Source organism: Streptomyces sp. NPDC043176, from assembly GCF_056436715.1.
In genome coordinates this window covers 26,017-46,488 of sequence record NZ_JBWKCA010000008.1, presented here as the reverse complement: position 1 = coordinate 46,488, position 20,472 = coordinate 26,017, and the positions used below count along the sequence as shown (strand labels likewise).

Sequence of the window (20,472 nt, the reverse complement as noted above, 5' to 3'; positions counted from 1 at the left end):
CCCGCAGGACCGCCGGAGCGTGTCCCCGTCGCGGGCCCGGCGCCGTAGCGCCGTAGCGCGTCCAAGGACCGTCGACCAGTCGCCGTCACCCACCGGGAGCAGCTTTGCCGATCACCGACTTCGACCGCTATCCGCTCCTCTTCGGACCCTCCCCGGTCCACCCCCTCGAACGGCTCACGCACCACCTCGGCGGGGCCACGCTGTGGGCCAAGCGCGAGGACTGCAACTCGGGCGTGGCGTACGGCGGGAACAAGACCCGCAAGCTGGAGTACCTGGTCGCCGACGCCCTCGCGCAGGGCTGCGACACCCTCGTCTCGATCGGCGGCGTCCAGTCCAACCACACCCGCCAGGTCGCCGCCGTGGCCGCACGGGCGGGCCTGAAGTGCGTCCTCGTCCAGGAGAGCTGGGTCGACTGGCCCGACGCGGTCTACGACAAGGTCGGCAACATCCTCATCAGCCGCCTCGCCGGCGCCGACGTGCGTCTGGTGAGGGCCGGCTTCGGCATCGGGTTCAAGGAGAGCTGGGAGCAGGCACTGCGGGAGGTCGAGGAGGGCGGCGGCAAGCCGTACGCGATCCCGGCCGGCGCGTCCGACCACCGGCTCGGCGGTCTCGGCTTCGCGAACTGGGCGTACGAGGTGGCCGAACAGGAGAGCGCCCTCGGCGTCTTCTTCGACACGGTGGTGGTCTGCTCGGTCACCGGCTCCACCCAGGCCGGCATGGTCGCGGGCTTCGCCGCGCTCGCCGAGGAGGGCGGACCGGCCCGCCGGATCATCGGCGTCGACGCCTCGGCGAAGCCCGTCCCCACGCACGAGCAGATCACCCGGATCGCCCGGGACACCGCCGCGCTGATCGGCGTCGAACGCGAGGTGACGGCGGCCGACGTCGAACTGGACGAGCGCTACCACGCGGGCGTGTACGGCATCCCGGACGAGGCCACCCTCGACGCGATGCGGCTCGCCGCCCGCACCGAGGGGATGGTCACGGACCCCGTCTACGAGGGGAAGTCGATGGCGGGCCTGGTCGACCTGGTGGACCGGGGAGAGATCGGCCGGGACTCGACCGTGCTCTACGCCCACCTCGGCGGCCAGCCCGCCCTCAACGCCTACAGCGCGCTGTTCTCGTAGACGGCGAACGGAGGCCGGTCGCTCAGAGCGCCTGGGCGGCCGGCTTCACCATGCCCCGGACGGTCCGGGACTTCACGAACTCGCCCATCGCCGTCATCTCCCACTCGCCGGAGAACTGCTTGATCAGCTTGGCCATCATCACGCCGGTCTGCGGTTCGGCGGTGGTGAGGTCGAAGCGGACCAGCTCCTCGCCCGTCGCCGCGTCGATCAGCCGGCAGTAGGCCTTGGCGACCTCGGTGAACTTCTGGCCGGAGAACGAGTTGACCGTGAAGACGAGGCCGGTGGTGTCGGCCGGCAGCCGGCCGAGGTCGACGACGATCACCTCGTCGTCGCCCGCGCCCTCGCCGGTGAGGTTGTCGCCGGAGTGCTTGACCGAGCCGTTCAGGATGGACAGCTTGCCGAAGTAGCAGCTGTCCAGGTGGTTGCGCTGCGGGCCGTACGCGATGACGGAGGCGTCCAGGTCGATGTCCTTGCCTCGGTAGGCGGGCTCCCAGCCGAGACCCATCTTGACCTGGGAGAGCAGCGGGCGGCCGCCCTTGACCAGCGACACCGTCTGGTTCTTCTGGAGACTGACCCTGCCCTTGTCGAGGTTGATCTTGCCGGTGGAGACGGGCGCGGCGGCCGGGGGAGCGGGCGGCGCCGGCGGGGCGGCGACCCGGGGGTCGACCGGGGCGGCGGCCGGCGCGGGCGGGGCCGGGGGCGCGACGGCCGCGGGGGCGGCCGGTGCCGGGGCGGCGGCCGGTTCCTCGTCCACCGAGACGCCGAAGTCGGTCGCGATGCCGGCCAGGCCGTTCGCGTACCCCTGGCCCACGGCGCGGGCCTTCCAGGCGCCGTTGCGCAGGTAGATCTCGACGACGACCAGCGCCGTCTCGGTGGCGAGGCGCGGCGGGGTGAAGGTGGCCAGGACGCTGCCGTCGTCCGCGTTGCGCAGGGTGGCGGTGGGCTCGATGCCCTGGAAGGTCTGGCCCGCGGCGTCGGGGCTCGCCGTGACGACGATCCGCTCGATGCCGGCGGGGAGGGCGCCGGTGTCCACCACGATGGCGTCGGGCGCGGCCCCGCCGCCGGAGCGGTAGGTGACGCCGGGCCCGGCCGGCTGGTTGTAGAAGATGAAGTCGTCGTCCGAGCGCACCTTGCCGTTGGCGCCGAGCAGCAGGCCCGAGACGTCGAGCCGCACCGGTGCGGCGACGTCCACCGCCACGCGCGCGGCGGTGAGAGGGATGTTCGAGCCGGGGGTCATAGCGGTCATGCCAGGGCTAACGATCCGGGCCCCTTTGCCGTTCCCTTACCCGCGCCCGGTTCGGCCACCCTGGTTACCCCGGCCGCCCTGGTTGCGCGGGTGGTTCCCGGCCTGCCGCTCGTTGCCGAAGCGGTACGCGCCCGTCCAGCGGGCCATGACCAGCTGGGCGTCGCCCGCCTCCACCTCCGCGAGGAACTTCTCGGCACGCCCGCCGCGCAGCACGCCCGCGGCGCGGCCCTGGTGGGTGAGGGCGACGGAGCCGTCCCGGCGTCGTTCGTAGGTGAATCCATGAGGTCGTGGCATGCCGGGCATCCTGCCGTTCCCGGTCAGATCCGTCATATGAATATTCTTTCGACCCATGGGCGCAGTGGGGGCGGCGGGTGCCGCGGGCGGGGTGGGTGGCAGTTCGTTCCGGACGCGGGACGTGGACGAGGCGCGCGAGGAACTCGACGCCCGGTACTACGCGAACCGGATGGACGTCCTCGAAGGGGAGCGGCGGCCGTTCGCGGCCCGCTTCGACACCGTCGCGCTCGGGCCGCTGGTCATCGGCGACCTGAGCTGCGGCGCCGACGTGCGGATGAGCTTCGGGGAGCTCGGCGCGTACCACCTGAACGCGCCGCTGAGCGGGACGATGGAGATGCGCCAGGGCGGCGGCTCCACGATCGTGGCGACGCCGGCCGAGGCCCTGCTGCTCGATCCGGCGGGGGACACCTTCCTCGACCGCTGGAGCGGCGACTGCCGCACCCTGTCGGTGAAGGTGGGGGCCGCCGCGCTCCACGACCGGCTGGGGGAGCTCATCGGCCATCGCCCGGGCGGCCCGCTCGTCTTCGCGCCGCGCCTGGACATCACCCGAGGCCCCGGTCTGAGCTGGGTCCGCTTCGCCCGTCAGGTCGCCGCGGAGACGCTCGCCGGCGACGGGCTCGCCCGGCACGAACTGGTGGCGCGGCCCCTGCAGGAGGCCCTCCTGAACGGGCTGCTCCTGGCCGCCGACCACCCCTGGCGCGAGGCGCTCGCGCACCCGGCGGAGCCGCGCCGCCCGGCCCCGGTCAAACGGGCGATGGACGCGGTGCGGGAGCGCCCCGAGCACCCCTTCACCTCCACCGAACTCGCGGCCCTGTCCCGGGTGAGCGTGCGGCGCCTCCAGGAGTCCTTCAGGGAGTACGTGGGGATGTCGCCGATGGCGTACGTGCGGGAGGTCCGCCTCGACCGGGTCCGCGAGGAGCTGCGGGCGGCGGCGCCGGACGGGGCGAGCGTGAGCGAGGTGGCCTGGCGGTGGGGTTTCGCCCACCAGGGGCGGTTCGCGGCGCGATACCGGGAGAAGTTCGGCGAATCGCCCTCCCGCACGCTGCGCACGGGCCGCTGACGGGCCGGGCGCGCGTTTCACGCGCCCCCTGTGCGCCGGTTCGTGCTTCTGTGCGTCGACTCGTCGCGCATTCCGGACAGAGGCCGCGTTCCGTGGCTCGCGATGATCTTCGCCCCGGCCTACGGTGGACGAGTCCGGTCTGCCAGCGCGCACCGTGACCCGGGCCCCGGCCGGCTCCCCCGTATCAGTCCGGCCGGGTCCTGCGTACCCCCGTCCCCCCGTCGGGTACGCGCCCGGCGGACGCCCCCTGGCCGCCTGTCGCTCAGTGCGGCCAGCGGGGCGGGTCCACGCAGAAGTGACCGCCCAGGTAGAGGTCGTCGGCGCTGCCCTCGGGCGGGAGGCCCCTGTCGGCGACGAGCTTCTGCGCGTACGCCTCCGAGTCGTCCTGGGGCTCGTAGCCGAGCGCCCTGGCCGAGTCGAGGTCCCACCACGCGCGGGTGTTGGCGGAGGAGCCGTGGACGACGGTGTGGGCCACGTCCGGTGCGGTGAGCGCGGCGTGCAGGAGGCGCGCGCAGTCGGCGGGGCTGAGCCACATCGAGAGCATCCGCACGGACGTGGGCTCCGGGAAGCAGGAGCCGATGCGGACGGAGACCGTCTCGACCCCGTGCAGGTCCCAGTAGAGCTGGGCCAGGTCCTCGCCGAAGCACTTGGAGAGGCCGTAGAAGGTGTCGGGCCGGTGCGGGGTGTCGACCGGGATCAGGGGCTCGCCCTCGCGCGGGCGCCGGGTGAAGCCGACGGCGTGGTTGCTGGAGGCGAAGACCACGCGCCGGACGCCCTCCTCGCGGGCGGCCTCGTAGAGGTGGTGGGTGCCGGCGATGTTGGCGGCCATGATCCTGTCGAAGTCGGCCTCCAGGGAGATGCCCGCCAGGTGCACGATCGCGTCGACGCCCCGGACCGCCTCGCGCAGCGCCGCGCGGTCCGCGAGGTCGGCGACGATCGCGTCCGGCTCCCCGGGGACGGGGACGGCGTCCAGCAGGCGGAGCTCGTAGCCGTACGGGGGCAGCAGCTCCCGCATCAGCGTGCCGACGCCCCCGGCGGCGCCGGTGAGCAGGACGGTGCGGGGTACGGACATGGAGCGGGTCTCCTCCGTCGAGTGCCATGCGGCTGAGTGTCGTTCACAACCATGGACACGCTAGGGAGCGGTCCGATGGAGCGTCAAGGGTCGGTGGGGCGACGGGCTTTCTCCTTGACCCCGGTTCGGGGCTGATCTAGCGTGCGTGTCGGCATCGTTCAAGAATATGGATGACAGTCATAACCGTGCACAGAGGCTGTGCATGACGGACTTCCCTGGGAGCGCCCGTGACCACTGCCCCGCTCGCCGGCCGGCTCGACGGCCTGCTCTTCTTCCCCGTCACCGCCTTCGCGCCGGACGGCTCCGTCGACCTCGACGCCTTCCGCGCCCACGTCCGCGCCGGCGTCGACGCGGGCGCCGCGGCCGTCTTCGCCTGCTGCGGCACCGGCGAGTTCCACGCCCTCACCCCCGAGGAGTTCCGGGACTGCGTCGCCGCCGCCGTCGAGGAGGCCGCCGGCCGCGTCCCGGTCCTCGCCGGCACCGGATACGGCACCGCGCTCGCGATCCGGTACGCGCGCCTCGCCGAGCAGGCGGGCGCGGACGGCCTCCTCGCCATGCCCCCCTACCTCGTCGTCGCCGACCAGGCCGGGCTGCTCCGCCACTACACCGAACTCGCCGCCGCCACCCCGCTCGACGTCATCGTCTACCAGCGGGACAACGCGATCCTCACCCCCGCCACCGCCGTCGCCCTCGCCCGCACCGACGGCATCATCGGCCTCAAGGACGGTCACGGCGACCTCGCCCTCATGCAGCGGATCGTCAGCGCCGTCCGCGCCGAAGGCCTCGACCTGCTCTACTTCAACGGCCTGCCGACCGCCGAACTCACCGGCGCCGCCTACCGGGCCATCGGCGTCACCCTCTACTCCTCCGCCGTCTTCTGCTTCGCCCCCGACATCGCCCTCGCCTTCCACCGGGCCCTCGCCTCCGGCGACGACGCCACCGTCGACCTCCTCGTCGACGGCTTCTACCGGCCGCTCGTCGAACTCCGCGACCAGGGGCGGGGATACGCCGTCTCGCTCGTCAAGGCGGCGGTACGGATGGCGGGGACGGACGTCGGCGAGGTGCGGCCGCCGCTGAGCGAGCCCACCCCCGAACACCTCGGGGAACTCGCCCTGCTCGTCGAGCGCGGCCGGGCCCTCCTCAAGGAGGCCGGAGCATGAGGGCGGCGGCCTTCGTCTACCCGTGGGACGTCGACGGCGACCCCGCCGCCCCCGGACTCCTCGCCGGACTCGGCGTCGCCCAGGTCACCCTCGCCGCCGCCTACCACTCCACCCGGGCACTGAGCCCCCGCCACCCGGCGCACCGGATCGTCACCGCCGAGCACGCCGCCGTCCTCTACCCGCCGGACCCGGACCGCTGGGCGGGCCGCGCGCCGCGCCCGTACCCGGCGGGCGAGTGGGCGCCCGGCGACGCGTACGGGCGGGCCGCCGACGCGCTCGACGGCACCGGTCTCGAGGTGCACAGCTGGGTGGTCCTCGCGCACAACTCCCGCCTCGGCGCCGAGCACCCGGAGACCTCCGTCGTCAACGCCTACGGCGACCGCTACCCCTGGGCCCCCTGCATCGCCCGCACCGACGTCCGCGCCCTGCTCGTCGACCTCGCCGCCGAGGCCGCCGTACGGCCCGGCGCGGCCGGCACCGAACTCGAGTCCTGCGGCTGGTACGGCCTGGCCCATCTGCACGCCCACGACAAGACCGGCGGGATCGACCTCGGGGAGCGCGCGCAGTACCTGATGTCGCTCTGCTTCTGCCCCGCCTGCCGACAGGGGTACGGGGACGGGGGCGCCGACCCCGACGAGCTGACCGCCGCCGTACGCGCGGCCCTGGCGCCCGTCTGGGCCGGCACGGGACCGGCCGGCGGCCTCGGCGCCCTGGAGGCCCCGGCCCTCGCCTGGCGCGCCCGGACCGCCCGCACCTTCCAGGAGGCCGCCGTCTCCGCCGTACGCGCCGCCGCCCCGCCCGGCTTCCGGATCCTCCTCCACGCCGACCCCGACCCCTACCGCTGCGGCGCCGACGCCGGCACCGACCCGGCGCACGTCCTGGGACTCGCGGACGGCGTCGTCGCCCGCCCCCCGAAGATCGCCGACTTCGCCGCCCACGCCCGCCCGGACAACGTCCTCGCCGCCAACCTCTCCGTCGTCGCCGGCATGGGCGGCGCCCCCGGCCGGCTCGCCCACGACGCCGAACAGGCCCGCGACGCCGGGGCCACCGAACTGCGGCTCTACCACGCGGGTCTGGCCTCGGACGAGGACCTGGACGCGATCCGCACGGCGCTCCGGAAGCTGAACTGAAGGACGCTCCGCCGATCGGCCCCGCCCTGCTCTGGCCTCCGACCTGCCCTGCCCCGACCTGCCCCGACGCGCCCTGCCCCGACCTGCCCCGACGCGCCCTGCCCCGAACTGCCCCGACGCCCCTGCCCCGAACTGCCCCGACGCGCCCTGCCCCGAACTGCCCCGACGCCCCTGCCCCGACCTGCCTCGACGTGCGCTGCCGTGACCTCCGACCTGGCTCGACCCGCTCCGCCCAGCCCCTGACCGGGCCCGCCCCGCCCCGCCCCGCCCGGGCCAGGCAGGCCCGACCCGGCGGGCCCCGCCGCCCCTCACCAGCCCAGATCCTCCAGCGCGTCCAGATCCGGCACCGCCACCGCCACCGGCTCGGCGTCGCCCGCGCCCACCCGCAGCTCGGCCCAGATCGTCTTCCCGCGCCGGGCGTACCGGGTGCCCCACCGCTCCGCGTACTGGGCGACCAGGTACAGCCCGCGCCCGCCCTCGTCCGTCGTGGCCGCGTGCCGCAGGTGCGGGGACGTACTGCTGCCGTCCGACACCTCGCAGATCAGCGACCGGTCGTGCAGCAGCCGCACCCGCACCGGATCCGCCCCGTACCGCACCGCGTTCGTGACCAGCTCGCTGAGCACCAGCTCCGCCGAGAAGGCGAGCTCGTCGAGCCCCCACTCCGCCAGCTTCGCCGCCGCCGCGTTCCGCACCGGCGAGACCGCCGACGGGTCCCGTGCCACCTCCCACTCCGCGATCCGCTCCCGGCCGAGCAGCCGGGTCTGCGCCACCAGCAGCGCGATGTCGTCACGGGGCGTGGGCGAGAGAAGGGTCGCGAGGACGTCCGCGCAGGTCTGCTCCGGAGTCCGGTCCGGATGGGCGAGCGTCGACCGCAGCAGCCCGATCCCCGTGTCCAGGTCCCGCCCGTGATCCTCCAGGAGCCCGTCCGTGAACAGGACCAGTTTGCTCCCCTCCGGCAGCCGCAGCTCCGTCGCCTCGAACGGCACGTCGCCGAGTCCGAGCCCCAGCGGCAGGCCCGGCGACAGCTCGGGGAACTCCACTCTCCCGTCCGGAGCCACCAGCGCCGGCCCCGGATGCCCGGCGCTCGCCACCGTGCACAGGCCCGACGCCGGATCGTAGATCGCGTACAGGCAGGTCGCGCCGGTGATGCCCTCGTCCCGCCGCCGGCCCTCGGGGTCCGGGCCCTCCGCCTCCCGGTCGTCGATCCGGCCCGTCAACTCGTCGAGATGACCGAGGAGCTCGTCCGGCGGCACGTCGAGCGTCGAGAAGTTGTGGACCGCCGTCCGCAGCCGCCCCATGGTCGCCGCCGCGTGCAGCCCGTGCCCCACCACGTCCCCCACCACGAGCGCCACCCGCGCCCCCGGCAGCGGGATCACGTCGAACCAGTCGCCGCCGACCCCCGCCTTCGCCGGGAGGTAGCGGTACGCCACCTCCACCGCGCTCTGCTCCGGCAGCACCCGGGGCAGCAGGCTCCGCTGGAGCGTCACCGCCATCGCGTGCTCCCGGGTGAACCGGCGCGCGTTGTCGATCGCCACCGCCGCCCGCGCCGCCAGCTCCTCCGCGAACGACAGGTCCTCCTCCCCGAACGGCTCCGGGGTGTCCGCGCGCCAGAAGTTCGCCATGCCGAGCACCACCCCACGGGCCAGCAGCGGCACCGTCAACAGCGAGTGCATCCCGTACGCGAGCGCCCGCGCAGCGCCCTCCGGGTCCTGCGCCCGCCAGCCCTCCGCCGCCGCCAGCTCCGCCTGCACCATCGCGTGCCCCGCGTGCAGGGCCTTCGCCATCGGGGTGCTGGGCACGTCGAAGCGGACGGTGTCCCCGACCGGCTGGAGCGGCTGGTCGGGCCGCAGCCCGCTCAGCGCCGTGCGCCGCAGCTCGGTGGCCGCCGCGGCGGTCTCCGGCGGCTCCTCCCCGCGCAGCACCGGCTCGAGGAGCTCCACCGTGGCGAAGTCCGCGAACCGCGGCACCGCCACCTCCGCCAGTTCCTCCGCCGTCCGGACGACCTCCAGGGTCGTCCCGATCCGCACCCCCGCCTCGTACAGGAGCTGAAGCCGGCCGCGGGCCACCGCGGCCCGGCCCGTCAGCGCCGCCAACTCGGTGGTGTCCCGCATCGTCATCACGCACCCGGACTCCTTGCCGCCCGCGACGGTCGGCCGCACGCTCACCGCGAGCAGCCGGTCGCCCGCCCGGTGCACCTCGTCCGTCGCCGACCGCCCCGACTCCAGGAGCTCGACGGTACGGGGATCGAGACCGAGCTCCGAGACGCGCCGGCGCTCCGCGTCCGCGCCGAGCCCGAGCAGCCGACGGGCCTCGTCGTTGGCGAGCAGCAGCCGGCGGTCCGGGCCCATGATCAGCACGCCCTCCCTGACCGCGTGCAGCACCGCCTCGTGGTGCTCCTTCATCCGGGTCATCTCCGCCGGGCCGAGGCCGTGCGTCTGCCGCCGCAGCCGCCGGCTCACCAGCGCCGCGCCGCCCACCGCGAGCGCGAGCGCGCCGGCCGCCGTGCCGATCAGCAGCGGCAGCCGGCCCTGCACCGCGTGCGTGATGCTCTCCACCTCGATGCCGCTGCTGACCATGCCGACGATCCGGCCCCGCTCGTCCATCACCGGGACCACGGCCCGTACCGCGTCGTTCGGCGCGCCCCGGAACAGCTCGGTGAACGACTCGCCGTCCTGCGCCGCCCGCGAGAGGTCCCCGGTGGCCGTCCGGCCGATCAGCTCCGGCTGCGAGTCGGTGTACCGCACCCCGGCCGGGCTGAGCACCGCGATGAAGTCGACGCCGGTGGACCGCCGGGTCGCCTCCGCCCGACCCTGGAGCGCCGCCGTCGGATCGGGCGACGTCAGCGCCGCGTCGATGCCCGGGGCGTGCGCGAAGGCCTCCGCGACCGCGAGCGAGCGGATCTGGGCGTCCCGCTCGGTGTCCCGCCGCGCCTGGTGGAACGTGATGAACACCGCCGCCGCGATCACCAGGAGCGCGATCAGCGCCTCCAGGACGAACACCTGCCCGGCGAGGCTCCGCAGCCCCGTCTCCCGCTCACCCGGACCGGCACCGCGCGCCCGGCCCCGGCCCCGGTTGCCCCACCGGCCCGCTCCGGAGCCGTTGCGGGCCGTCATCCCGTGCTCCGCGCGATGAGCAGCGCCACGTCGTCCGGCGCGCCCGGCCGGCGCAGCGCCCGCAGCAACAGATCGCAGGTCTCCTCCAGGGGTCCGCGCGCCTTGTCGAGGAGACCCACCAGCAGCGCGAGCCGCTCGTCGATCGCCTCGTCACGGGTCTCGATCAGACCGTCCGTGTACAGCACCAGCCGGTCCCCGGGCCGGAACGGCACCCTCGCCGTGTGAAACCTTCCGCCGCCCACCCCCAGCGGCACCCCCGTGGACAACCGCACCAGCTCGGCCGGCCCGTCCGCCGGGACCCGGACGGGCGGCAGATGTCCCGCGTTCGCGATCCGGCACCGGCCGCGGACCGGGTCGTGCACGGCGAACAGACACGTCGCGATGTAGTGCTCGAGACCCGCGGTGATCCGGTCCAGGTGCCGCAGCACCTGCGCCGGCGAGAGGTCCAGGTCGGCGAAGGCGCAGGTGGCGGTGCGCAGCCGGCCCATCGTCGCCGCCGCGTCGATGCCGCTGCCCATCACGTCCCCGACGACCAGCGCCGTCTTGTCGTCGGGCAGCGGGATCACGTCGTACCAGTCGCCGCCGACCTCGCTCGACGCCTGCGCCGGCTGGTAGCGGGCCGCGATCTCCAGACCCGCGCGATCCGGCGGCGCGCCCGGCAGCAGACTGCGCTGGAGCGTCACCGCCGAGTTCCGCACGCTCTGGTACCAGCGCGCGTTGTCGATGCTCACCGCCGCCCGTGCCGCCAGCTCCGTCGCGAGCAGCACGTCGTCGCCGTCGAACGGCAGCGCGTTCCGGTCCCGCTTCAGGTCGAGCGCCCCCAGCACCTCGCCGCGCGCGATCAGCGGCACCGCCAGGTACGAGTGGACCCCGGCCCGCGCGAGCAGCTCCGCCGCCTGGGGGCTCCGGGCGATCCGGGACAGGTCACCGGGGCTGACGTGCTCCACCAGGACCGGCAGACCGGTGTGCACACACCGGGTGACCAGCCGGTCCGCCCCGTACATCGCGACCGCCCCGGGCGGGTCCGCCGCCGGCAGCGCCTCCGTCCGGCCCGCGGCCTTCACCGCGAGGGCGCGGAACAGCTCGGGCCCCTCCTCGGGCGCGCCGGGCCTGCGCAGCGCCAGCACCGAGTCCAGCACGTCGACGGCGGCGATGTCCGCCAGCTCCGGCACCACGACCGAGGCCAGCTCGTCGGCCGTCCGCTCCACCTCCAGGGTGGTGCCGACCCGGGCCGAGGCGTCCGCGATCAGCGCGAGCCGCCGCCGGGACCGGTCCGCCGCCGCGTCCGCCCGGTGCCGCTCGGTCACGTCGATCACCGACATCGCGACCCCGAGCACCCGGCCCTCGGCCGCCTCCAGCCGGGACAGCGACACCGACCAGACGTGGTCGTGCTCGGGATCCGCCGGGGTCCGGCCCGTCGTGGCGTGGTCCAGCAGCGGCACGCCCGTGGTGAGCACCGTACGGAGCGCCGTCTCCAGGCCGCCGGTGTCCAGCATCGGCAGCATGTCGCCGATCCGCCGCCCCACGTGCAGCGCGGCCGGCATGCCGTTGATCAGTTCGAGTGCCGGGTTCACCAGGACGTACCGCAGCTCGCTGTCGAGCAGGGCGAGACCGATCGGCGACTGGGTGACCAGCCGGTCGGAGAGGGCCAGCTCGGTCTCGATCCGCTCCACGGCGGAGCGGTCGGCGGCGATCCCGAGCGCGTAGAGGTCTCCCCGGTCGTCGGTGAGACGCATGTTGCGGAACTCCACCAGCCGGTCCGTCCCGTCCTTGTGCCGTACGGGGAAGGTGCCCGACCAGGTCGTCCCGCCGCGCAGCACCTCGCCGAAGAGACGCATCGCCTCCTCCCGGTGCTCCTCGCCGACGATCAGCCGGGCGACGTACCGGCCGAGCGCCTCGTCCGCGCCGAAACCGAAGAGGTCCTCCGCCTGTGGGCTCCACAGCACGATCCGGCCCCGGTCGTCCACCACGATGGCCGCGACGCCCAGGACGTCGAGCAGCCCCTTGCCGTCCAGGGGCACACCGACCCGCCCCGCCGTCCCCGGGAACGAACCGGCCGTCACACTGCCCTCCTCCCGCCGCGCCCGAACGCCTCCCTCCATGCTCCCCGCCCCCCGGTCCGGCCGCGCGCCGAGCCCGCGCGCCGAGCCCGCGCCGAGCCCGCCCGCCGGGGGCCGCGCGCGGCGAGGCCCGCGGCCCGTCCCGGCCCGTCGGCGCGAGCAGCGGCGGCAGGACCCGGACGTCGGCCACCGCGACCGGGCCCGTGCCGAGCGCGAGGGCCACCGGACACCCTTCGGAGCCTGTCCGGCGGAGCAGGGCCGGACAGGTCCCGGCAGCCGGGGGCGGTGCGGGTCACCGGTCGCCGCGCCGCCGCTCGTACCGGAGGGCGGCCCCCGTCACCAGCGCGCCGAGGCCCTCCCAGAGGCCGACGCCGAGGAAGCCGGTGGGGGCGCGGCCGGTGAGGACGGCGAGGGTGAAGACGGCGCAGGTGAGGAGGCGGAAGGGGACGGTCCAGCGGAAGAAGGGCTTCCAGTCGGCGAGGGCGGCCAGGACGTAGTAGACGCCCATGTTGAGGGCGGCCATCGAGGAGGCCGTCAGGAAGACCAGGGTGTGGTCCCCGTCCGCGCGACCGCCGTCGGGCACCGGATCGAACCCCATGACGGTGAGCAGGGCGTCCGGGGCGACGAGGCCCACCACGCCGAGCGCGGCGGCGAGCACGCCGAAGACCGCCATGGTCCAGCCGGACAGGGAACGGGGCAGGCGCACGGCGGTCCTCCGTGGGACGAGAGCAGGGGCACACCCCCGCGATCCGAGTACGCATTCGAATCGAGGGGTGTGCCCCTGCATATCGCGGTACGGGGGCCGGCGGCCAATCGGCCCCCGCCGCAGGTCACTTCAGCGCCGCCGCCATCATCTTCTGCGCCACCGGCGCGGCGAGGCCGTTGCCGCTGACCTCGGAGCGGGCGGCGCCGGAGTCCTCGATCAGCACGGCGACGGCGACCTGCTTACCGGTGGAGGGGTCCTTGGCGTAGGAGGTGAACCAGGCGTACGGCGTCTTGCTGTTGTTCTCGCCGTGCTGCGCGGTGCCCGTCTTGCCGCCGACCTCGGCGCCGGCCACGGCGGCGTTGCCGCCCGTGCCCTGCTCGATCACGGTCACCATGGCGCTGCGCAGCTGCTCGGCCGTCGAGGAGGAGACGATCCGCTCGGTGTCCCCGTCCTCGAACGAGGTCAGCGCGTCGCCGTCGGAGTCGACGACCTTCGACACCATGTGCGGGGCCGCGAGGAGGCCGTCGTTGGCGATCGCCGCCGAGACCATCGCCATCTGGAGCGGAGTGGCCGTGACGTCGAACTGCCCGATGCCGGTCAGCGCCGTCTGGGCCTTGTCCATGCCCGAGGGGTACACACTGGCGTAGGCGCGGACCGGCACGTCGAGCGCGTCGTCGTCGAAGCCGAACTTCTCCGCCATCGCCTTCACCTTGTCCTGCCCCAGGTCGACGGCCATCTTGGCGAAGACGTTGTTGCAGGAGTACCGGAGCGCGGTGCGGATCGTGGCGTTCTCGCAGGGCGCGGACGCGTTCTCGTTGGGCAGGACCCTCCGGGTGCCCGGCAGCGTGTACGGGTCGGGGCTCTCCGTCGCCGTGTCCACCGAGCCGTAGAGACCGTCCTCCAGGGCCGCCGCGGCGACGACCAGCTTGAAGGTCGAGCCGGGCGGCAGCGGCCGGCGCAGCGCCCGGTTGACCATCGGCTTGTCCTCGTCGGTGGTCAGCGCCTTCCAGGCGTCCCCGTCCGTCGTCCCGGCGATCCTCGACGGGTCGTAGGACGGGGTGGACACCATGGCGAGGATCCGGCCGGTCGCCGGGTCGATCGCGACGGCCGCGCCCTTCTTGCTCCCGAGGGCTCGGTAGGCGGCCTTCTGGACGTCCGGGTCGATGGTGGTGACGACTGTGCCCGGCGCCTGCTGCTTGCGCGTGACGGCGTCCAGCGGGTTCTTCAGCCGGTCGTCGGTCCCGTCCAGGACGTCGGAGTAGATGCCCTCCAGCTGCGTGGCGCCGTACGCCTGCGAGCTGTAGCCGGTGACCGCCGCGTACAGCTCGCCGTCGGTGTACGTGCGCTGGTAGGCGAGGTCCCCTCCCTTCGTCTTCTTCGAGCCGGTGACCGGCGAGCCGGCCACGACGATGTCGCCCAGCGGCTGCGCGTACTGCGCGATCGTCTTCCGCCGGTTCTTCGAGTCGTCCGCGAGCGCCTTGCCTTCGTACGCCTGCACCCAGGTGGCCCGGCCCAGCAGGGCGAGCACCAGGACGAGGACGAAGACCGACGTGTGCCTGATCGTCTTGTTCATCGCACCCATGGGGACGAACGGGCCGGCGGCGGACGTTCCGGCTGTGTCCCGTTTCTCAGCGAACCTTCATGTCCGGGCCCCGCGGCCGGACCGCCGGTCACGACGCCCCGACCGCGTGTGTGATCATGCTGGGGCCCCGGGGGGAGGGGCCGAAGACGCGTGGGGTGGGGAGTCGGTCGTGAGCAAGGGTGTGGGGAACGGCGGTCCGGACGTACCGGACGAGGTGTGGGAGGAGTTCCTGCGGACCTCGGCCGACGGTACGGCGGACGCCCCGGAGGAGCCGTCGGCGAAGGTCCGTGAGGCGGCCGCCCGGCTGCGGGCGCGGCCCGCGGAACCGACGGCCTGGCGTGCGCACACCCCCGTGCGCCCCCGGCGGAGGAAGGGCTGGTACGTGGCGGGGTTCGTGGCCTCGCTGGCCCTCCTCGTCGTGGCCGTGGACCCGGGAGGGCTCGTCGGGTGGTCGGGTGACGACGGCGCCGCGCGGCCCCTGGCGCAGGAGACGGCGCGGCCGGAGCAGGCGCCCCCCGCGGAGCCGGGTGGGCGGCCCACCCTCGCCGAACCCTTCCGGGGCTCGCCCGCGGTGCGCTGGTCGGACGGCAGCGCCGGCATCACCGTGCCCGCCGCCGAGGCGACCGGGTGGATGACGAAGGCGGAGGTCGCGCGGGCGCTCGCGCGGACCCGCGACTTCCTCGCCGACGCCGGTCTGGATCCCGCGGTGCTGCGGGGCGGACGTCCCGAGAAGGCGATCGCGCTGATCAACCCGCACCAGCCGGGCATGAGGGAGTTCGTGTCGACCGCGCTGCGCGCGCCGGACGAGGAGCACGACCCGCTGTCGCTCTTCAGCCGCTTCGACCCGGCGCAGGCGCGTCTCGTCGGGGACGTGGTGAAGACCCGGGGGCGCCTCACGTACCGGGAGGGGCGGCGCGGCGCCCTGGAGGTGACCGCCGACGTCACCTATGTCTACCCGGTCGCCCCGGCGGGCGGCGGCGACGAGGTCGTGCGCGTCATCGTGCGGCGGGAGATCGTGGTGAGCTGGGACGACCCGGCGAAGGTGAGGACCGAGAAGGGGACGCTCACCGTCCTCTCCCACCGGTCCGACACCACCAACGGCGGTTGTGGCGACCCCACCGGCTACTTCCGGCCCGAGTTCGGCGGCGGAGGATCCGGCACCGGCACCAGCGGCCGCACGGTCGACCCCTACGACCGCACGGCGCCCCTCCCCGACGCCGAAGCCGGCTGCGGGACCGCCACCCGGTCCTGACCCGGCGCGCGGTGCCGGCGACCGGCCGGCCGGTCGCCGGGGCCGGCCGGACCGGGCAGGAACGACGGCGATCAAAGCGCCGACCTGCCGACCTGCCGGGCCCGCCGGGCCGAGCGGACTCACCGGGCCCAGCGGACTCACCGGGACGGTGACCGGCCGCGTCACCCCGCGCGGACGAACCCCGACTCGTACGCCAGGATCACCGCCTGTGTACGGTCGCGGGCGCCGAGCTTGGCGAGGACCGCGGCCACGTGGGTCTTCACGGTGGCGGGGCCGACGCCGATGCGCTCGGCGATCTCGGCGTTGGTGAGACCGGTCGCGACGAGCCGCAGGACCTCGGCCTCACGGTCGGTGAGGCGGGCCGCCCAGGCCGGGGCGGCCGGCGGCCGGTGGCGGGCGTGTTCGGCGGCGAGGCTCCGCACGGCGGCCGGGTAGAGGAGCGAGTCGCTGCGCGCGACCAGGCGCACGGCGCTCACCAGATCCTCCGCCGCGGCCCGCTTCAGCAGGAAGCCGGCGGCGCCGACGCGCAGCGCGTCGTACACGTAGGAGTCGTTCTCGAACGTCGTGACGACGACGATCCGGGGCGCGTCCGGCATCCCGGCGAGGATCTGCTCGGTGGCCCGGATGCCGTCGATCTCCGGCATGCGGACGTCCATCAGCACGACGTCGGGCCGCTCGGCGCGCACCACCGAGACCGCCTCGGCGCCGGTGGCCGCCTCGCCGACGACCTCCAGGTCCGGTTCGGCGTCGAGGATGACCCGCAGGGCGGTCCTGACCATCCGCTCGTCGTCGGCGAGCACGACCCTGATCGGGGCGCTCACCGGGGAATCCTGACCGCGAGGCGCCAGACGCCGTCCACGGGGCCCGCCTCGGCGGTGCCGCCGAGCAGCCGGGCCCGCTCGCCGACCCCGCGCAGGCCCCGCCCGCCGTGCGGGCGGGCGACCGGCGGCCGGGCGGGCAGGGGGTTCTCCATGCTGATCTCCAACTCCTCGGTGCGTGCGTCGAGCCGTACGGCGACGGGCTCGCCGCCCGCGTGCCGGGCCGCGTTCGTCAGCCCTTCCTGGACGATCCGGTACGCCTCGCGGGACAGCGCGTCCGGTACGGGGGCCAGGTCCCCCGCGACGGTCAGCGCCACCCGCGGCCCCGCACCCCGCACCAGGGCCTCCAGGGCGTCGAGCCCGGGTCCCGGGCCGGCCGGGGCCGCCTCCCCGTCGTCCCGCAGGAGCCCCAGGACCCAGTCCAGCTCACCGACCGTGCGCCGGGTGGTCTCCTCGATGGCGGTGAGCGCCTCCCGTACGAACTCCAGGTCGGCCCCGTCGCCGTCCAGGACCCGACGGGCCGCGCCCGCCTGGAGGGTGACCGCGCTCAGGGCGTGGCCGACCGAGTCGTGCAGCTCCCTGGCGAGGCGGTTGCGGGACTCCGCCTCCGCCGCCCGGCGCTCGGCCGCCGCGAGCCGGTCGGCCGGGCTCGGCCCCAGGAGCCGGGGCGCCTGGCGGGCGAGCAGGGCGCCGGCGGCGGCCGCCGCGACGGCCAGGGCGAGCAGCATGAGCAGTCCGGCCGGAACGCCCGCCCAGACCCACCCGGGCCGGTCGAGCCCCCACAGCCGGCCGAGCTCGGACTCCCGGAGCGCGGGCGAGAACGGCAGCGCCATCACCGACACCGCGAACGGCGGCAGGGCCAGGGTCGCCCCGCTGACCAGCGCCCCGCATCCCAGGTGCAGGCCGAACCAGCCGGCCGTCCTGGCCCGCGCCGCCCGGCCGCGCGCCGGGCCGTCCGCGAACCGGTCGGCCGGCACCCCGCACAGGGCCCGCGCCGCGGCCACCGACATCGGCCGGGCCAGCGGGAACAGCGCGGTGACGGCGGCGAGCGGCAGTCCCGCCGCGTACGCCCCGAACTGGACTCCCAGGCCGCCGGTGAACATGCCGCCGCCGAGCAGGGGCGCCACGACCAGCGTGCCGACCATCCAGAAGGGCATGAACAGCGCGCCGCCCAGGATCAGATGGAGCCACCGCAGCCTGGCCCGCTGCCCGAACAGCGCCGGCACCCGCCTCACGCCCCGGCGCTCCGCCGCCGCAGGAACAGCGCCACGCCCGCGGCGAGGAGGAACCCGGTGATCATGTCGCCAGCGTAGGACAGCTGTACGAGCTCGGGGACGCGCTTGGTCGGATCCGACTCCGGCAGGAGCGTCACGAGCGACAGGTAGGCGCCCCAGCAGCCCACGGCGGCCGAGGCCGTCCAGGCCAGGGCGAGCGTGGTGCGGACCCGCTGCCGGGCGGGCCGGCGCAGCACCAGGAACAGGGTGAAGACGACGGCTGCGGCGAGGAAGCCGAGCCGCTCGGCCTCCAGGACGTAGAAGTCGGGGTCGCGTTCGGCTATGCGCCGGGCGGACAGACCCGTGGTCGAGCCCGTCGCCCACAGCAGGTGCAGCGAGGCGGACCCGAGCGCGGACACCGCACCGGTCACGGCGAGCGCCCGCGCTCCGGCCCCCGACGTGCGGGCGGACAGCTCGCCGAGCCGGCCCCGCCACAGGTGCCCCCAGCGGTCCCGGGCGTACAGGGCGAAGAGGGTGCCCAGGGTGAGGCCCTGGAGGATGAATCCGCCGTAGACGACGCCGAAGACCCAGTCGTCCAGGAAGGGTTCGCTGGGCGCGGCGGCCCTCTCGTCGCCGGTGAGGGCGGCGACCGCGAGCTGCACCGGGTAGCCGGTCATGATCGGGGCGAGCAGTCCGGTGGCCGCCCACATGGGGAGGGCGAGCAGCCAGGCGGGGAACCGCCGGCCCCAGGCCTGGGTGAGCAGCAGGGCGAGGACGACGACGAGGACGTCGGCGACGACCGTCACCGAGTTCGCGATCGCCATCATCTGCCGGTGGTCCAGGAGCGCGCTCCCCGCCGGGATCCCGACCTCACTGCCCGCCACCCAGGCGACCTTCAGCGAGATGTACGGGAGGCAGGCGAGGATCGCGAGGGCGCGCAGCACCCGGCGGAGGGCGCCGGGTCGGCGGTCGGCGCCGGGCGCCGGGGCGGGGAGGTGCGCGGTCTGTGTCATGGCTCCAGGCTCCCGCCCCGACCGGCCTCCCCACCTCCTTCTGACAGGGGAACCGCCTCCCCCGGGTGGGGGAGAGGCGCTCCTCCCAGGGCCGTCAGGGAAGCGGAATTGACCCATCTTTTCGATGATCGATTGAACCCTGCCGAAGGGTCAATGGCGCCCTAGGGTAGTGATCATGAACGAGATCGCGACCTTCGCCCCGCTCCTGACCCGCGCCGCCACCGCCGAGACCACCGCCGACCCCAGCAGCGTGATGACGCTCCTCGCCGACTCCGACACCACCGGCGGACAGCTCACGAGCTACCGCTCCTCGTTCGCCAAGGGCGCCGTCGGGGCCCCGGCGCACTTCCACACCAAGGCCTCGGAGATGTTCTTCGTGCTCGGCGGCTCGCTCCAGGTCCTGGTGGGCGAGGAGCTGACCGTCCTGGAGCAGGGCGACTTCCTCCTCGTCCCGCCGCACACCCCGCACGCCTTCGCGGCGGCGCCCGGAGCCGAGGCCGACGTGCTCTTCGTGTTCACGCCCGGCATGGCCCGCTTCGACTACCTCCGCCTCCTCGGCCGGGTCATGCGGGGCGAGGCGAGCTTCGAGGAGATCAAGGCGTCCTCCGAGCAGTACGACAACCACTACGTCGACAGCCCGGTCTGGCAGGCGGCCCTCGCCGAGCGCGGCTGACTCCGCCGAGCGCGGCCGACCCCGCCGAGCGCGGCCGACCCCGCGGGGCGGGGTCGGCCGGCGGGTCGGAATCAGAAGCGCCGGATCGGAATCAGAAGCGCCGGATCGGAATCAGAGGCGCCGGGTCAAAATCAGAAGCGGCGGGTCGGAATCAGAGGCGGCGGGTCGCGAGCGTCAGCCGGTCGCGCGCGTCGAACAGCGCGTCCTTGATCATCTGCTCGTGGGCCGGAGTGAGCCGTGCCACCGGCACCGAGCAGCTGATCGCGTCCCGGGCCGGGGTCCGGTACGGGATGGCGACGCCGAAGCAGCGCAGGCCGAGGGTGTTCTCCTCGCGGTCCACCGCGTAGCCCTGTTCGCGGATGACGCGCAGCTCCTCGATGAGCCGCTCGCGGTCGGTGATCGTGTGCTCGGTCAGCGCCGGCAGGGTCTCCGGCAGTAGCTTGCGCACCTGCTCGTCGGTGTGGGTGGCGAGCAGCGCCTTGCCCAGCGAGGTCGAGTGCGCGGGCAGCCGGCGCCCGACCCGGGTGAACGGCCGCAGGTAGTGCTGGGACTGGCGGGTGGCCAGGTAGACCACGTTCGTGCCGTCGAGGCGTGCCAGGTGGATGGTCTCGGTGGTGTCGTCGGAGAGCCGGTCCAGGGTGGGCCGGGAGGCGGCCACCACCTCGTCGCCGTCGATGTAGGAGGTGCCGACGAGCAGGGCCCGCACCCCGATGCCGTACCGGGTGCCGGTGGAGTCCGTCTCCACCCAGCCGAGCTCGACCAGGGTGCGCAGCAGCATGTAGAGGCTGGACTTGGGGTAGCCGACGGCCTCTTGGACGGCGGCGAGCGAGTGCATCCCGGGGCGCCCGGCGAAGTACTCGAGCAGCTCCACGGTCCGCACCGCGGACTTCACCTGTGCCCCACCCGCGTCGGCAGTCGCCATGACCCTCGCCCCTTTTCCGTTGTCCGGTCGCCC

The 20,472-nt window shown here is 74.7% G+C and carries 17 protein-coding genes; 6 read left to right on the top strand and 11 right to left on the bottom strand.

The annotated features are described in order from the left end of the window. Positions 1–104: 104 nt before the first annotated feature. Entirely contained in the window at positions 105–1,124 is a 1,020-nt protein-coding gene (locus tag AC067A_RS15305) for a 1-aminocyclopropane-1-carboxylate deaminase (protein ID WP_478619734.1), read from the top strand. 22 nt (positions 1,125–1,146) lie between these two features. Here the strand turns inward: AC067A_RS15305 and AC067A_RS15300 are convergent, their stop codons facing one another. Continuing rightward, positions 1,147–2,370, bottom strand: coding sequence for a TerD family protein (locus AC067A_RS15300; RefSeq protein ID WP_478619732.1), 1,224 nt, complete (start codon positions 2,368–2,370; stop codon positions 1,147–1,149). A gap of 36 nt (positions 2,371–2,406) precedes the next feature. Further along, positions 2,407–2,664, bottom strand: a complete 258-nt coding sequence (locus AC067A_RS15295) for a hypothetical protein (RefSeq protein ID WP_478619729.1) — start codon at positions 2,662–2,664, stop codon at positions 2,407–2,409. Positions 2,665–2,719: 55 nt separating this feature from the next. Here AC067A_RS15295 and AC067A_RS15290 point away from each other — a divergent pair, with 55 nt between their 5' ends. Continuing rightward, on the top strand, positions 2,720–3,724 hold the full coding sequence (locus AC067A_RS15290) for an AraC family transcriptional regulator (RefSeq protein WP_478619726.1): 1,005 nt from the start codon (positions 2,720–2,722) through the stop codon (positions 3,722–3,724). A gap of 262 nt (positions 3,725–3,986) precedes the next feature. On the opposite strand, the gene AC067A_RS15285 is transcribed toward AC067A_RS15290, so the two are convergent. Continuing rightward, entirely contained in the window at positions 3,987–4,796 is an 810-nt protein-coding gene (locus AC067A_RS15285) for an NAD-dependent epimerase/dehydratase family protein (protein ID WP_478619723.1), read from the bottom strand. Between the two features lie 227 nt (positions 4,797–5,023). On the opposite strand from AC067A_RS15285, the gene AC067A_RS15280 reads away from it, so the two are divergent. Together AC067A_RS15280 and AC067A_RS15275 are read left to right on the top strand one after the other, a co-directional pair. Further along, positions 5,024–5,956 (top strand): 5-dehydro-4-deoxyglucarate dehydratase, encoded by a 933-nt coding sequence (locus tag AC067A_RS15280; protein WP_478619720.1) that lies wholly within the window; start codon positions 5,024–5,026, stop codon positions 5,954–5,956. Further along, positions 5,953–7,086, top strand: coding sequence for a hypothetical protein (locus AC067A_RS15275; protein WP_478619718.1), 1,134 nt, complete (start codon positions 5,953–5,955; stop codon positions 7,084–7,086). The genes AC067A_RS15280 and AC067A_RS15275 overlap by 4 nt, the downstream gene beginning before the upstream one ends. A gap of 308 nt (positions 7,087–7,394) precedes the next feature. On the opposite strand, the gene AC067A_RS15270 is transcribed toward AC067A_RS15275, so the two are convergent. The 4 genes from AC067A_RS15270 to AC067A_RS15255 all read right to left on the bottom strand — a co-directional run bounded on the left by AC067A_RS15270 (position 7,395) and on the right by AC067A_RS15255 (position 14,538). Then, a complete protein-coding gene (locus AC067A_RS15270; protein ID WP_478619716.1) occupies positions 7,395–10,199 on the bottom strand; it encodes a SpoIIE family protein phosphatase in 2,805 nt (934 codons plus the stop codon). Next, positions 10,196–12,262 (bottom strand): SpoIIE family protein phosphatase, encoded by a 2,067-nt coding sequence (locus AC067A_RS15265; protein WP_478619713.1) that lies wholly within the window; start codon positions 12,260–12,262, stop codon positions 10,196–10,198. The genes AC067A_RS15270 and AC067A_RS15265 overlap by 4 nt, the downstream gene beginning before the upstream one ends. 289 nt (positions 12,263–12,551) lie before the next feature. Beyond that, the gene (locus AC067A_RS15260) at positions 12,552–12,932 is read right to left on the bottom strand and encodes a hypothetical protein (protein WP_478620422.1); all 381 of its coding nucleotides are present in this window, start codon (positions 12,930–12,932) and stop codon (positions 12,552–12,554) included. Between the two features lie 157 nt (positions 12,933–13,089). Then, positions 13,090–14,538, bottom strand: a complete 1,449-nt coding sequence (locus AC067A_RS15255; protein WP_478619710.1) for a peptidoglycan D,D-transpeptidase FtsI family protein — start codon at positions 14,536–14,538, stop codon at positions 13,090–13,092. A gap of 178 nt (positions 14,539–14,716) precedes the next feature. On the opposite strand from AC067A_RS15255, the gene AC067A_RS15250 reads away from it, so the two are divergent. Next, the gene (locus AC067A_RS15250) at positions 14,717–15,799 is read left to right on the top strand and encodes a hypothetical protein (protein ID WP_478619707.1); all 1,083 of its coding nucleotides are present in this window, start codon (positions 14,717–14,719) and stop codon (positions 15,797–15,799) included. 161 nt (positions 15,800–15,960) lie between these two features. Here the strand turns inward: AC067A_RS15250 and AC067A_RS15245 are convergent, their stop codons facing one another. The 3 genes from AC067A_RS15245 to AC067A_RS15235 are packed head-to-tail and all read right to left on the bottom strand — an operon-like array spanning position 15,961 to position 18,844. After that, on the bottom strand, positions 15,961–16,578 hold the full coding sequence (locus tag AC067A_RS15245; RefSeq protein ID WP_478620419.1) for a response regulator: 618 nt from the start codon (positions 16,576–16,578) through the stop codon (positions 15,961–15,963). Positions 16,579–16,616: 38 nt separating this feature from the next. Further along, entirely contained in the window at positions 16,617–17,852 is a 1,236-nt protein-coding gene (locus AC067A_RS15240; protein ID WP_478619704.1) for a sensor histidine kinase, read from the bottom strand. Further along, positions 17,849–18,844 (bottom strand): hypothetical protein, encoded by a 996-nt coding sequence (locus AC067A_RS15235; protein ID WP_478619702.1) that lies wholly within the window; start codon positions 18,842–18,844, stop codon positions 17,849–17,851. The genes AC067A_RS15240 and AC067A_RS15235 overlap by 4 nt, the downstream gene beginning before the upstream one ends. 175 nt (positions 18,845–19,019) lie before the next feature. Here AC067A_RS15235 and AC067A_RS15230 point away from each other — a divergent pair, with 175 nt between their 5' ends. After that, positions 19,020–19,517: a cupin domain-containing protein gene (locus AC067A_RS15230; protein WP_478619700.1), complete on the top strand. Its 498-nt coding sequence runs from the start codon at positions 19,020–19,022 to the stop codon at positions 19,515–19,517. A 151-nt stretch (positions 19,518–19,668) separates the two neighbouring features. On the opposite strand, the gene AC067A_RS15225 is transcribed toward AC067A_RS15230, so the two are convergent. Then, entirely contained in the window at positions 19,669–20,439 is a 771-nt protein-coding gene (locus AC067A_RS15225) for an IclR family transcriptional regulator (protein ID WP_470878296.1), read from the bottom strand. Between the last annotated feature and the right edge of the window lie 33 nt (positions 20,440–20,472).